The sequence below is a fragment of the Acidocella sp. genome (genome assembly GCF_035535915.1).
In the GTDB taxonomy this organism is placed as follows: Bacteria; Pseudomonadota; Alphaproteobacteria; order Acetobacterales; family Acetobacteraceae; genus Acidocella.
Genome location: NZ_DATLPB010000042.1, coordinates 45,450 through 59,590 on the forward strand (window position 1 = coordinate 45,450; position 14,141 = coordinate 59,590).

General features: G+C 62.7%; 9 protein-coding genes. 1 reads left to right on the forward strand and 8 read right to left on the reverse strand.

The genetic code is table 11. The annotated features are described in order from the left end of the window. Nucleotides 1–37: 37 nt before the first annotated feature. Complete coding sequence (locus tag VNC39_RS05335; RefSeq protein ID WP_325396924.1) at nucleotides 38–361, reverse strand: c-type cytochrome; 324 nt, start codon at nucleotides 359–361, stop codon at nucleotides 38–40. A 249-nt stretch (nucleotides 362–610) separates the two neighbouring features. Between VNC39_RS05335 and VNC39_RS05340 the strand changes: the two genes are divergently transcribed. Then, nucleotides 611–1,990, forward strand: a complete 1,380-nt coding sequence (locus VNC39_RS05340; RefSeq protein ID WP_325396926.1) for a cytochrome c — start codon at nucleotides 611–613, stop codon at nucleotides 1,988–1,990. Nucleotides 1,991–2,167: 177 nt separating this feature from the next. Here VNC39_RS05340 and VNC39_RS05345 read toward each other — a convergent pair whose 3' ends face one another. The 7 genes from VNC39_RS05345 to dgoD all read right to left on the reverse strand — a co-directional run bounded on the left by VNC39_RS05345 (nucleotide 2,168) and on the right by dgoD (nucleotide 14,131). Next, the gene (locus VNC39_RS05345; protein WP_325396928.1) at nucleotides 2,168–4,471 is read right to left on the reverse strand and encodes a xanthine dehydrogenase family protein molybdopterin-binding subunit; all 2,304 of its coding nucleotides are present in this window, start codon (nucleotides 4,469–4,471) and stop codon (nucleotides 2,168–2,170) included. Then, nucleotides 4,468–4,974, reverse strand: coding sequence for a (2Fe-2S)-binding protein (locus VNC39_RS05350; RefSeq protein ID WP_325396929.1), 507 nt, complete (start codon nucleotides 4,972–4,974; stop codon nucleotides 4,468–4,470). The genes VNC39_RS05345 and VNC39_RS05350 overlap by 4 nt, the downstream gene beginning before the upstream one ends. Before the next feature lie 343 nt (nucleotides 4,975–5,317). Continuing rightward, a complete protein-coding gene (locus VNC39_RS05355; protein WP_325396931.1) occupies nucleotides 5,318–6,781 on the reverse strand; it encodes an efflux transporter outer membrane subunit in 1,464 nt (487 codons plus the stop codon). After that, nucleotides 6,778–9,939, reverse strand: coding sequence for an efflux RND transporter permease subunit (locus tag VNC39_RS05360; protein ID WP_325396933.1), 3,162 nt, complete (start codon nucleotides 9,937–9,939; stop codon nucleotides 6,778–6,780). Before VNC39_RS05360 ends, VNC39_RS05355 begins: the two co-directional genes overlap by 4 nt. Next, nucleotides 9,936–11,123 carry an efflux RND transporter periplasmic adaptor subunit gene (locus VNC39_RS05365; protein ID WP_325396935.1) on the reverse strand — a complete coding sequence of 396 codons (1,188 nt, stop codon included), beginning with the start codon at nucleotides 11,121–11,123 and terminating at the stop codon, nucleotides 9,936–9,938. The genes VNC39_RS05360 and VNC39_RS05365 overlap by 4 nt, the downstream gene beginning before the upstream one ends. A 399-nt stretch (nucleotides 11,124–11,522) precedes the next feature. Continuing rightward, complete coding sequence (locus VNC39_RS05370) at nucleotides 11,523–12,893, reverse strand: L-serine ammonia-lyase (protein WP_325396936.1); 1,371 nt, start codon at nucleotides 12,891–12,893, stop codon at nucleotides 11,523–11,525. A gap of 80 nt (nucleotides 12,894–12,973) precedes the next feature. Continuing rightward, on the reverse strand, nucleotides 12,974–14,131 hold the full coding sequence (dgoD, locus tag VNC39_RS05375) for a galactonate dehydratase (protein ID WP_325396938.1): 1,158 nt from the start codon (nucleotides 14,129–14,131) through the stop codon (nucleotides 12,974–12,976). Between the last annotated feature and the right edge of the window lie 10 nt (nucleotides 14,132–14,141).

Here is a 14,141-nt window from a genome sequence, read left to right on the forward strand (position 1 = left end):
ATCCGTCCGCAGGCATCGCCCGCAGACAGACGGAAAATCAGTCGGCCTTTTTCAATCCGGAAAGATAGGTCGCCACGGCCTGGCGCTCGTCCGGGGCGAGTGCAGAGGCAACCTGGTGCATCATGGGGTTGCTTGACGGGTTGCTCGCAAAATTATTGAGCGCCGTCAGAATCGTCGGCGCGGGAAGCCCGGCCAGTGCCGGCGCCTGGAGCGCGGGGTTGCCGCCGAAGGTCGCCCCATGGCAGGAGGCACAGGACATCGCGCCGTTATTGTTGCCGTTTTGCGCGATAGATTGCCCATTCGGCGCCGCAGCCATCAACAGCAATGCGATCGGAGCAAAGGAATATCGTAGGAACTTCATTGGGACTTCTCCAATCAGATAGAATAACGTTAGGAAAAATACCGTAAGGCGTATCAATTCTCAACCTGGCTCAAGCTTTTCCAAGTCAGACTCACATGATATTAGCTAAAAATCTCCTGTTTTTTTCGAAACTTTTAAACCAGCCCGTTATCATGAAATCACTTGGAGCCATCTTACGCTCGTGTAAAGCTGTAACGCGGCATTGGCGATAAAAGAGAACGAGCCCGGGGATCAGATTAGGAATAACGAATGAACATGCCGAATAATTTGCGCGCCACACCGCTGCGTATCGCAGGAGGGCTGGTTATCGTTGGCGCCTTGGGCCTGTGCGCTGCTGTCGGCACGGCCAAAGCATTTGGTGGGACCGGGGGCGATGCTTCAGCCACGCTCACGGTGCCGGTCACGCCGGAACTGTTGCAGCGCGGCGCCTATGTGGCTGTGGCAGGCGATTGCGCGGCTTGCCATACGGCGCCGGGAGGCCAGGCGTTAGCAGGCGGCTTACCGATCGCAACGCCGATCGGCACCGTGTTTACAAGCAACATCACCCCCGACAAAGCCACGGGCATCGGCAATTATACCTATGGCGCATTCGAGCGTGCGGTACGCCGCGGCATACGGCCGGATGGAGAGGCTTTGTATCCGGCGATGCCGTTCCCCTCTTATGCGCATATGAGCGACGCTGACACTCAGGCGCTTTATGCCTATCTCATGAACAGCGTTAAGCCCGTATCTCAGCCGGACAAGCCTGAAGCCATTGCCTGGCCGCTCTCGATGCGTTGGCCGCTGACATATTGGCGCTGGGCGTTTGCCCCAACGGTGACGACCCATGCCGCGACGCTGAGCAGCGATCCGGTGATCAACCGCGGCGCGTATCTCGTCGAGGGGCCGGAGCATTGCGGCACATGCCACACGGATCGGGGGATCGGCCTGCAGGAATTGGCATTGACCCCTCAGCAAGGGGAACATTACCTTTCCGGTGGCGTGGTGGATCACTACCTCGCCAGCGATCTGCGCGGCGATGCGCTGACCGGCCTCGGCAGCTGGAGCGAGGCGGACATCGTCACGTTTCTGAAGACCGGCCGCAACAGCCACGCCACCGCGTTCGGGGGCATGACAGATGTGGTCGAGGACAGCACGCAGCATCTGCAGACGTCGGATCTCGAAGCCATCGCCCGTTTCCTGAAATCTCTGCCCCCGGCGGGACCGGCGATCGAAGGGCCGCAGTCGGGCCTCACTTATGAACCGGCGATGGCGCAAGCAGCCGCCACGACCGCTCCGGCGCGCGGTGCGAATGTCTATGCCGCAAACTGCGCGGCCTGCCATATGCCGACCGGTACGGGCTTTAGCGGCATGTTCCCCGCCTTGGCAGGCAATCCTGTGGTGAACAGCCAAAACCCCGTCTCGCTCATTCATATCATCCTGTCCGGCTCGACGATGCCGCCCACTCAGGGCGCGCCGATGCCGGCCGTCATGCCGGGATTTGCGAGCCGCTTGAGCGATCGCGAAGTCGCCGATGTGGTCACTTACATCCGGTCGAGCTGGGGCAATAAAGGCGGACCGGCCGACGCTTCGCAGGTGACAAGCCTCCGCGGCGCGCTCAAGGCACCTCCGGCGAAGAGCACGCCGTAAGCGAGGCGAACGGCCGGGGCGGGTGCAGGGGAGACGCCGCAAGGCGCTCTCCCTTTCGTCACATCGGCCCCTCTGAGGTGGCCGCAAATGTCGGTTTGCTTTCGTTAGCGTTTGGGACGCTTTGTGCGGCCGGGGTAACGCCGTTACCCCGGCCGCGTCGATGCCTCCGGCAGACGATCAGGCGATCGTGGCCTTCACCCGTTCCGGACGGAACGGCGTTTGACGCAGGCGTACGCCGATCGCGTCGAACACGGCGTTGCTGATCACCGCCGCGGTCGGGCAGGTCGCCGGCTCCCCCCCGCCATAGGAAGGGTATTCCGGCGTGTTGTTCACGAACACGATGTCGATGCTGTCCGGAACCTCATGAAAGCGCAGGATCGGATAACCGTACCAGTCGCGGCTCGTCACATGCGCGCGGTCGAACGTCACCTCCTCGTGCAGCGTGCGGCTGATCGACTGGACGATGTTGCCCTCGATCTGGTTCCTGAGACCATCGGGGTTGATCACCAGCCCGCAATCATGCGCGACGACCACGCGCGTCACCTTGATCTGGCCGGAGCTTGGATCCACCGTGACATCCGCGATTGTCGCCACACGGGCATCGTCGCGATTGACCCAGGCGACACCGCGGCCGGTGACCGGGCCGCTGCCGGCTGCCGGACGCTTGCCGCGTACCGGCCGCTTCTCCCAGCCATAGAGCTTCGCCGCCGCCTGCAGCACCGCGATCGCGCGGGGATCGCTCAGATGCTTCAAACGGAAGTCGATCGGGTCCTGGCCGGTCTCCGCGGCCATTTCATCGATGAAGGCTTCCATCGCGAAGGTGGTCTCGAACTGCGCGGGCGAGCGCAGCCAGGCGGTCAGCAGCGCCACCTTGCCCTCGGCATGGTCCGCGACGTCGGTGTTCGGGAACTGATACGCATAGGTGATCGCGGGCGTGCCCACACCGGCCGAGCCCACGATATCCGGCTTGCCGATCAGCGCCGCCGCGATCAGCCGCGTGTCCATCGAGGTCGGCAGCCACATATGGTGGCGCCAGGCGATCACGTTGCCCTGATGGTCCACCGCGCCTTCCAGATCCTGCACGATGGCCGGGCCTTTCGGTTCCCAGCCATGCTCGTCCCAGCGCATCCACTGCACGCGTACCGGACGGCCGACCGCCTGCGACATGATCGCGGCATCCGCGATCGCATGGTCGAGGCCGTTGCGGCCATAAGCGCCCGGCGCACCGTACCAGATGAGCTCGACGCGGTCGGCCGGAATGCCGAGCAGCTTCGCGGTGACGTGGCGCGCCTCGTGCGGCATCTGCGTGCCGGAATAGATGATGCAGCGATCATCCTTCACATCGACAACGGCGCAGGACGGGCCGATCGAGCCGTGCATCTGGAACGGCGTCTGGAACGTCGCCTTGAAGGTCTTCGCCGCGGTCTTCAACACCGCATCGACATCGCCGTTGCGGGAGACTTCCATATCGGTGCCGGGCGCGGCCCGCACCGTGTCCCAGATCTTATCCTGCTCCGGCAGGCCATTCCAATCCGACCATTTGGCCTGGCTGGAAGTCGGGCTTTGTGGGTCGAGCACCGAGCCGAGCATTTGCGACGCCTGAATCGCGCCCCACTCCGTCTCGGCGACAACGCCAAGGAAGTTGTCGCGCCGGACCACCTGCACGAAACCCGGAATGTCCTTGAGCCCGGTCTCATCCACGCTGAGCAGCGTGGCGCCGACGCCGTAGGGGCGCACAACGCGGCCATGCAGCATGCCCGGAACCTTGAGGTCCTGGATGTAGGTGTAGGTGGCGGTGATCTTCGCCGGGATGTCCTTGCGCTTCACGGATGTCCCGACGATCGTGTAGGTCGCGGGGTCCTTCAGCTTCGCCTGCGGGGCCACGACCATGTCGAAGCTCTTGCCGGTGGCGCCGATCTCCATGGTGAGCTTCTTGCCATCGACGAGCTTGCCGTAGCTGATCGAGCGGGACGGCGCGCCGTTCACCGAGATGATGCCGTTCGCGACGACAAGCGCGCTTGCGTCGACCTTGAAATGCTCGGCTGCGAGATCGAACAGCGCCGCCTTGCCGGCCGCCGCCGCATGGCGGATCTGCGGGCCAGCATAGCGGATCGTGCGGCTGCCATAGGATGGACCCTGGTTCACCGTGACGGAGGTCGTGCCCATCACGACATTGAGCCGGTCGACCGGGAAATACAGCTCCTCGGCCGCGATCTGCGCGAGCGCGGTCTCAGCACCGGTGCCGACATCGACCTTACCCGTGAAGAGCGTGACGGTGTTGTCGGGATGCACCGCGAGCCAGGCAAAGAGCTCACCGGCGTCAGGCGGCACGCCGCCCGGGATCGGTCCGGCCCCCGCCGCTTGCGCCGCGCCGGGCGCGGCCCGCACATCGGCCGGGTTGAACAGGCTGAAGGCGACGACGAGGCCACCCGAGAGTTTGAAAAGGCCGCGCCGGCCAAGAGTCGGGGAGATCTCGTTCATGACTTCGTTCCCGTGCCGGTTGCCGGATTGCTGTTGGCGACGCGTTCCACCGCGCGCAGGATGCGCATATGGGTGCCGCAGCGGCACAGATTGCCGTCCAGCGCTTGCTTGATGTCATCGCGGGTAGGATTCGGATTGCGGTCGAGCAGGGCCTGTGCGGTCATGATCATGCCGCCGATACAGTAGCCGCATTGGGCGGCCTGTTCCTCGATAAAGGCTTCCTGCAGTCTGTTCGGCGTCTCCTTCGTGCCAAGACCCTCGAGCGTGGTGATCTTCTGGCCTTCGGCCGCCGCGAGCGGCATGATGCAGGAATGGGTGGCGTTGCCATTCAAGATGACGGTGCAGGCACCGCACTCGGACAACCCGCAGCCGAATTTCGGGCCTCGCAGGCCGAGATTGTCGCGCAGCGCGTAAAGCAGCATGCTGTCGGGTGGTGCATCGATCACATGATCACGACCATTCACGTTGATCGTGATCGGCTTGCCAGTCGTTTGCTGGGCCATTTTAGAATTCCTTCTCATATACGCGGTGCCGCAAAATCCCGCAGCGCGCCCCGGCGCGCCAATCAGGCGCGCACCTCACAACCATCCCGGCACGTTGCCGGAAGCCTTAAACTATACGAAGCTATACTAATGAACGTTCGTACTAACGAGCGTTCGCCGGCGCTGCCCTTATAGCGGGCGATGACCGTGCCATCAAGCTTCCCTAACGCCGCGACACCCGCCGTCGAGACGGCAGGTTCAAGCTTTTCCAGTACAATACCATCCGGCCGCATTCTCGTCGCTTGGCTACCGGCCGCCAGCGCCAGAGGTTTTTCTGGGGCCGCCACCGCCAGCCGCGTTGGCTCTAGGTGAGGCTGCTCTGCCAACCTCCACCCAATGCCTGGAACAGGCCCACCAGCGCTTGCACATGTGCAAGGCGCACTTGAATGAACATTTGCTGCGCCTGGAACAAGGCGGTTTCCGTCGTCAGCACCGTGAGCAGGTCGATCGTGCCGGCTTTATATTGTGCTTCGGAAATCTCGTAAGCGCGCTGCGCCGTCTTCACCACATCCGTCTGCTCGGAGAGCTGCTGTCCGGTCCTCTGCACGGCAGCCAGGCCATCCTCAACATTGCCGAGTGCGGAAACGATCGACTTGCGATAGTCATCCAGCAATTCGGCATCGCGCGCTTTGCTATATTCGAGCTGACCCGTGAGCGCGCCGCCTTCGAAAATCGGCTGCACCAAGCCAGCGCCAAGCGCGAAGATCGCCGTAGGCGGCGCGAAGCTCGCAAGCCCCACGGATTCAAGCCCGTATTGTCCGGTCAGCGTGAAACTGGGCAGGAACGCCGCGCGCGCCGCCTTGATGTTCGCATTCGCGGCGATCAGTTCCGCCTCGGCCTCATGCACATCGGGGCGCCGCGCCAGCAAATCGGCAGGCAGGCCCGGCGCCACGCCCGGCATTTTGAGGTCCGACAACGATCCCGATGGCAACTTGATATATTCGGGCGGTTCCCCAAGCAAAATGGCCAGGCTGTCGGTTGCCTGCGACAGCTGCAACTGCAGCGGCGGGATCGACGCCCGGAGCGTATCCACGACCGTCTGCTGCTGCTGGATGTTCAGCTCCGTGGTCAAGCCTCTTGCAAACTCCATCTGAATGCCGGTGAGCATCTGCTGCGCCGCCACCAGGTTATTCTGCGCAACCACAATCTGGTCCTGCAGCGCCAGCGCTTGGAAATAGGTCATGGCAACGCTGGAGGTCACCGTCAGCGCAATCACCTGCCGGTTATACGCCGCAGCCATCGCCGTTTGTTTGGCGGCTTCCAGCGTATCGTGGTTCTTGCCCCAGAAATCCACTTCATAGGATGCAGCGACGCCAAGATCGCCAAGGTGATACGCATTCGGCGTGGCGGCTCTGGTGTTGATGACACGGTCCACGCTGGCGGCACCGCCACCGGTGATCGATGGCAGCAACGGAGCACCGGCAATCCGCGCCTGCGCGTCAGCTTCCTGAACGCGGGCGATCGCGGCGGCAATGTCAAAATTCTGTGAATCCGCCTGGGTGATATAGGCGTCCAGTTGCGGCGAACCGAATCCCTCCCACCAATCCTTGGAAGGCCATTCCGCGTGGCTGGCCGGGCTCTCGCTGAAATGGGCCGGAAGGGCGACCACCGGACGGTGATAGGCCGGCCCCACGGAACACCCCGAAAGCACGGTCGAGGCGAGCAACAGCGTCGCCGCGGCCCATGGCCGCCCCCGCATCCGCCGGGCCGCGCGGGCGATTGCTTGGGATTTGGGAAGGCTTGCGTCTACCATCGTCTGACCGGTCAATGAAGCTCCCCCTTCGCGGCATCGCGCACTTGGCCTCGCGCCGTCGCGGCCGAATGTCTGGGCCGCAATCGCTGCGACAGTTTGTTCATGTAGAGATAGATGACCGGCGTCGTGAACAGCGTCAGCACCTGGCTGACCAGCAGCCCGCCGACGATCGTGTAGCCGAGCGGTTGGCGGATTTCGGACCCGGTGCCGGTGCCGAGCATCAAGGGGACGCCCCCCAGAATGGCGCAGGTCGTGGTCATGAGGATCGGACGGAACCGCGACAGGCACGCTTCGCGCGCGGCTTCCAGCGGCGTCTTTCCGGCTCGCTCGGCATGGAGCGCAAAATCGACCATCATGATGCCGTTTTTCTGCACAATCCCGATGAGCAAGACGATGCCGATGATGCCGATAATGTCGAGCGGCATGTTGGCGAGTTTCAAAATCAGCAAGGCGCCGAGGCCCGCCGATGGCAACGTCGAGAGGATCGTGATCGGCACGATGAAACTCTCATACAGCATGCCGAGCACGAGATAGACCGCGATCAGGGCGGCAAGGATGAGCACCAGCTGGCCCGAGAGTGCTGATTCATACGCCGCAGCGATGCCCTGGAATCCGCCCTGGATGCTGGCCGGCATGTGCATGGCATGGATCGCCGCCGTCGCCTTGGTCACCGCCGTGCCGATGGCCATGCCCGGTGCGAGGTTGAACGATACGGTCACAGAGGGGAACTGCCCCTGATGATTCACGACGAGCGGTTCAGTCGTGGGAACAATATGCGCGATCTCGCTGAGCGGCACCGCCTGTCCGGCGCTGGAGCGCAGATAAATCGACGACAAGGCATCCGGGCCTCTGCGGAATTGCGGAGCGACTTCCAGCAGCACGTTATATTGGTTGAGCGTGGTGTAGACCGTTGAAGCAAGGCGCTGGCCGAAGGCATCGTCAAGCGTGTTGTCGACATCGGCAAGGCTGATGCCAAGGCGCGCGGCCGCATCACGGTCGACCTGCACGGAAAGTACGAGGCCATTGCTCTCCTGGTCGCTGGTCACGCCGGTGAGGCCGGGTACTTTGCTCAGCCGTGCGACGACGCGTGGCGCCCAGGCGTCCAGCTCCTGCAGGCTCACATCGGTCAGCGTGTACTGATACTGGGTCTTGGCGACGCGCCCGCCAATGGTGATGTCCTGTGCCGCCTGCATATAGAGCGTGATGCCGACCTGGGTTTGCAATTGCTTGTTGAGGCGCGCGATCACCTGATCCGCCGAGGCGTGCGGGCCGCGATGGCCTTCCGGCTGCAACTGGATGAACATGCGGCCCTGGTTGGGCGCGGGATTGGCGCCACCCGGCCCGATATAGCTCGCGACCGATTGCACCGCCGGATCTTTCAGAATGATGCTGATGATTTTCTGCTGCTTGGCCGCGAGGTCGGCGATCGAGATATCCTGCGCCCCCTCGGTAACGCCGAAAATCAACCCGGTATCCTGCTGCGGAAAAAAGCTTTTTGGAGCGGCGCCGTAGAGATAGCCGGTCAACAGGATCGTGCCGATCAATACCGACAGGGTGATCCGCTGATGCCGCAGCACGATGCTTAGCAAATGGTCATAACCGGCGGTCAGCCTCTCAAACCCGTGTTCGAGGATCATATATGCCCGGCCATGGCGCACGCCGCCCGGCGGCGGCGCGCGCAGCAGCACGGCCGAGAGCATTGGCGTGAGCGTGAGCGAGATGACCGTGGAGACGGCGATCGCCGCGGCGACCGTGATGGCGAATTCATATAGCAGCATGCCGACAATGCCATGCATCAGCAGCAGCGGAATGAAGACTGCCATCAGCGAGATCGAGATGGAGAGAATCGTAAAGCCGATCTCGCCGGCACCATTCAACGCGGCCTCGATCGGGGTTTCCCCTTTCTCAAGGTGGTGCACGATATTTTCGACCATCACGATGGCATCGTCGACGACGAAGCCCACGGCGATCGAAAGCCCCATGAGGGAAAGATTGTCGAGAGAGAACCCGAGGGCCGCCATGATCGCGAAGGTACCGATGATCGAGAGCGGCACGGCGACGCCGGGGATGATCGTCGCCCATAAATTGCGCAAGAAGACGAGAATGCTCATGACCACCAGGCCGATGGTGAGGATGAGCGTGAATTCCACATCGCTGACCGCCGCGCGGATCGTCGTGGTCCGGTCGGACACGATGGACACCTTGACCCCCGGCGGCATCGAGGCTTCGAGCCGCGGCAACTCTTTCTTGATCAGGTCCACCGTCTGGATGACATTGGCGTCAGGCAGGCGCTGCACGGCAATGATGATGGCCGGCGTTTTGTCGTACCACGCGGCGAGTTGATCATTGGCCGGGCCGATCGAGGCATGGCCGATATCGCGGATGCGGATCGGGGCGCCATTGCGATAAGCGATGATCGTATTGTTATAGGCGTCGATCTGGGTGAGCTGGTCATTGGTCTGTAGGGCGTAGGATTGTGTCCTGCCCTCCAAGATGCCTTTCGGATCGTCGACAGTGACATTGGCAAGCGCGGTTCGGACATCTTCGAGCGTCAGGCCAACGGCCGAGAGCTGCGCCGGGTTGACATCCACCCGCATCGCCGGTGTTTGCTGCCCGCCGATGCTGACAAGGCCCACACCAGACACCTGCGAGATTTTCTGCGCGAGAATGCTCTCGCCATAATCATCGACCGTCGTCAGCGGCAGGGTTTTCGAAGTGAGCGCCAGCAGCAAAACCGGTGCGTCGGCAGGATTGGTTTTGCGGTAGATCGGTGGCGTCGGCATGGTTTTCGGCAAATCGCCCGCGGCGGCGTTGATTGCCGCCTGCACATCCTCCGCGGCGGAATCCACCGTCCGTGACGCGTTGAACTGCAAGGTGATCTGGGTAAAACCGGTCGCACTCGAGGAGGTCATCTGCGACAGACCGGGGATCTCGCCCAGCTGGCGCTCCAGCGGGGTCGCCACCGAGGAGGCCATGGTCTGGGGATCGTCGCCCGGCATGTCCGCTGTCACCTGGATCGTCGGTTGGTTGATCGCAGGCAATGAGGCGATCGGCAATGTCCGGTACGCCACGACCCCAACCAGCAGAAGCGCGATCATCAGCATGGCAGTGGCCACGGGATGCCGGATGAACGGCGCCGAGATGCCGCCCTGTGTCGTCTTGGACGTGCTCAAGGCTGAATGCCCAGCATCTGGGTTTGCGCATTCTGCAGCGGATTGACCGCATCGTTGGATGTGATCATCACCGGCGCCCCCGGCGTCAGCCCATATTGCCCATCCGTGACAACCGTTTCGCCCTTCGCCAGGCCGGATGTGACGAGCGCCTGCCCATTGACCAGTTGCCCGACCGTCACCGGCTGCGCCTTGGCCTTATCGTCATGTGGTACGACCCAGACATAGGCCCCGTTCGGGCCGCGCTGGATGACCGCCGCCGGTACGGTCAACCCGTTCGGGATCGTCTTGACGATCAGCCGGGCCTGCACGAATTCGCCGGGCCAGAGCATTTCGTCCTGGTTGGTGAACACGGCACGCAGCGTGATCGTGCCGCTGGCAGCGTCGACGGTGTTGTTGATCACGGTCAGACACCCGGTCGCCAGCTTTCTGGTGCCGTCGTCAGACCATGCCTCGACCGTCAACTGCCTGCCGCCGTCATGGTTCATGGCAGACTGTACATCCGGCAGTTCCGCCTGCGGCAACGTGAAGAGCATGGCGATTGGCGTCACCTGGGTCACGGTCACAAGGCCCTGGGGATCGCTGGGCTGCACGACATTGCCGATATCGACCAGCCGCAATCCGGCGACGCCAGTAATGGGGGATTTGATGGAGGCATAGTCCAGCGACAGCTGGTCCTGTTCGAGGACGGCCTTGTCGGCGGCGACCGCGGCCAGCTCCTGCGCGACCATGGATTGCTGCGTGTCGGCCTGCTGGGCACTGACGAACCCGCTGCGGGCGAGCGGCTGGTCACGATTGAGATTGGTCCTGGCATTCGCAAGATGGGCCAGATCGCGCGCCAGATTGGCCTGATCCTGGTTTACCTTCGCCTGAAACGGGCGAGGGTCGATCTGCACGAGCAACTGGCCCTTTTGCACGACGTGGCCCTGCTCATAGTCGATCTGGGTGATCTGGCCGGAAACCTGGGGCTTGATCGTCACCTGATTAAAGGCTTGCACATGGCCGAGACCGCTCAGCTCGACCGGCACGTTTCCCTGCGCGACTTGCGTCACCGCCACAGGAGTCGCCGACACAGGCGCAGGTGGAGAAGCGGCATCCACCTTCTGGCCGCCGACAACATACCAGCCGCAGCCAGCCAGGCCGAGCACGACAGCCAATCCGGACAGGCTATGCCGCATCTTCAGCATAAGCGGTCCTCCACAAGCGTCTCAAACACCTTACCGACGCGCATTTCCGGCCGCAGTCCGCGCGGGTAGATAGGCCAGCCCATCATCTCAGCTCCACAGAATTCAGGGGCTACCTAGCGAAGGGCAAAACATGTATCAAATGCATTAATATTAACAAACAATATGCTTTACAGGCATAGTTTCGGCCAATGTTTTTCGAGCGCGACTTCTCCTTGTTATGATTGGATAATTTTGGGTCCGTATGAGACTCTATTTAATTTTTTGCAGAGTTTTGTTACGAACTTCACCAGATCTTGATACACCTCTGGGCCGGATGACGGCATTCGGCGCTTCGGGCCGCAGCCTCATTCCGCGTGCGGCGCGCGCCTTCACCGCGATGAAATTGTTTGCGCCCTGCCCTCAACATTCCACAAAGTTGAGGGCAAGTCCTCCTTGCGATGTTTCTTTATATTTGGCCATCATATCCCGGCCCGTGTGTCGCATCGCATCAAGTACGTGATCGAACGACACGCGATGCACGCCATCGCCACGCCGCGCCAGAGAGGCGGCGCTGATGGCCTTGCCGGCCCCGAAAGCATTGCGCTCGATGCAGGGGATCTGCACGAGCCCGCCGATCGGGTCGCAGGTCATGCCCAGATGATGCTCCATGGCAATCTCGGCCGCGTTTTCAATCTGTTCATTGCTGCTGCCGAGCGCTTCGGCGAGCCCGGCGGCGGCCATCGAAGCGGCCACGCCGACCTCACCCTGGCAGCCGACCTCAGCACCCGAGATGGATGCGTTCTTCTTGAACAAACCGCCAATGGCGGTGGCCACCAGCAGAAAACGGTGCATCCCCTCACGCGTCGCGCCGGGACAAAATTCACGGTAATAGCGCAGAACCGCCGGCACCACGCCTGCGGCGCCGTTGGTCGGCGCGGTCACCACCCGCCCGCCGGCGGCATTTTCCTCATTCACCGCCATGGCGAACAGGCTCACCCAGTCCATCATCGTGTGCGGGGCCAGGTTGTTCTGCCTGGCATCGGCTTCGAGCTTTTCGCGCAGCACGGCGGCGCGGCGGCGGACCTTGAGCGCGCCCGGCAACATTCCCTGCCCCTTCATGCCGCGCTCGACCGTATCCATCATCACTTCGATGATCCGGTCGAGATAACGCGTCAGCTCCTCTTCCGGGCGCAACGCGCATTCGTTGGCACGGACCATCTGCGCAATCGACAGGCCCGTCTCACTCCCAAGCCGCAGCAGCTCCGCGCCGGTGTTAAACGGATAAGGCACCCCGCGCTGCTCTTCGTCCGGCGCGTCGGCGGCGTCCTCCGGCAGCACGAAACCGCCGCCCACCGAGCACCAGCGCTGCGCCAGCAACAGGCGGCCGTCGCCCGCATAAGCGCTGAAACAGAGCGTGTTGGGGTGGCGCGGCGTGGGGGCTTCATAGTCGAAAACAACGTCCAGGGCGGGATCGCACGCCACCTCGTGCGTGCCGCCGAGGCGTAGCCGGTGCGCCGTGGAGGCGGCGAGACTCAGTGCCTCGGCCTGCGCCGGGTCGACCTCTTCAGGCGTCTCGCCGGCCAGGCCGAGGATCACCGCCCTGTCGCTGCCATGCCCCTTGCCAGTCCAGGCGAGCGAGCCGAGCAATTCCGTCTTCACCCGCGCCGTGATGTCGAGCTGGCCGTTCCGGCGCAGCGTTTCAACGAAGTTCCGCGCCGCGCGCATCGGCCCCATCGTGTGCGACGAAGATGGGCCAATGCCGATTTTGAAGAGTTCGAAAACGCTAATCACGAAATTCCCGCTCCAAATCCAACGCACCACGAGCGCATAAAGGAAGCCTCTGCCTGTGCCTGCCGCCGGTCAGCCCCAGGCTACTGGTCGACGAACGAGCCGTCCACATGCGCGCGCATCTGCACGGGCTTGGGCTTGTAGGGGAAGCGCTTTTCGGCATCCTTGGCCAGGGTCACGCCGATGCCGGGGGCCGAGGGAATGGCGATGAAGCCGGCTTCATGCTGCGACAGGCCCAGCACCATCTCGTCGCCGAGCAAATTGCCGTTTTTGTCGATGCCCGGCGTGCCTGAGGGATATTCCTGAATTGCGAAGTTCGGAATGCAGGCGGCGATCTGCAGACAGGCCGCCGTGCTCACGGGCGAGAGCGGGTTGTGCGGGACGATCATCGTGTCATTCGCTTCCGCGAGTGCGGCGACCTTCTTCGTCGCGGTGATGCCGCCGCACATGCAGACATCCGGCCGCAGATATTCCGCGCCGCGCTTGGAGAGCAGGTTCTGGAACTGGTGCAGGCTGATGAAACGCTCGCCGGTGGCAATGGGAATGGAAATCTGGTCGGCGACGCGGCCCATGGCATCGAAGCTGTCCGGACGGATCGGGTCTTCGTAGAACAGCGGCGTATAGCGTTCGATCCCGCGGGCCAGCGCAATGGCTTCCGGCGGCGTCAAACGCCGGTGGATTTCCACGCAGAGATCGACCTCCGGTCCCACGGCCTCGCGCACGAGACGCACATTCTCGATCGCCTGCTCGACCTTCGAGGCGTGCGTCTTGAAATAGGGGATGCTTTCATCCTCGTTGAGCAGCGGGTTGAAGTGCCCGAGCGCGTTGAAGCCGGCCTCCTTCAGGCGTTTGGCTTCCTCGACGAGTTGCTCGATCGTGCGGCCCTTCAGATGCGCATACACCCGCGCCTTGTTGCGCACCTGCCCACCCAGCAGCTCATAGACCGGCACGCCGTGAAACTTGCCCTTAATATCCCAGAGCGCGATGTCAATGGCCGAGACCGCGCCATTGATCGCGGCCCCGGAGAAATGTGTCGCCCGGAGCATCACGTTCCAATGATGTTCGATCGGCCGCGGATCACGCCCGACCAGATAATCGGCGTATTTCGCAATGGCGGCAGCCGAGGCTTCGAGCTGCCCCCAGGCGCCGGACTCGCCAATGCCGACGATCCCGTTATCCGTCTCGATCCGGGCAAAACAAAAGCGGTCGATGAGCAAAGGCTCGACCTTCGTGATCTTCATGGTTTTTACT

Coding starts and splice junctions, on each gene's coding strand:
- VNC39_RS05335 (WP_325396924.1), bottom strand. CDS start 361: ATGAAGTTCCTACGATATTCCTTTGCTCCGATCGCATTGCTGTTGATG.
- VNC39_RS05340 (WP_325396926.1), top strand. CDS start 611: ATGAACATGCCGAATAATTTGCGCGCCACACCGCTGCGTATCGCAGGA.
- VNC39_RS05345 (WP_325396928.1), bottom strand. CDS start 4,471: ATGAACGAGATCTCCCCGACTCTTGGCCGGCGCGGCCTTTTCAAACTC.
- VNC39_RS05350 (WP_325396929.1), bottom strand. CDS start 4,974: ATGGCCCAGCAAACGACTGGCAAGCCGATCACGATCAACGTGAATGGT.
- VNC39_RS05365 (WP_325396935.1), bottom strand. CDS start 11,123: ATGCTGAAGATGCGGCATAGCCTGTCCGGATTGGCTGTCGTGCTCGGC.
- dgoD (WP_325396938.1), bottom strand. CDS start 14,131: ATGAAGATCACGAAGGTCGAGCCTTTGCTCATCGACCGCTTTTGTTTT.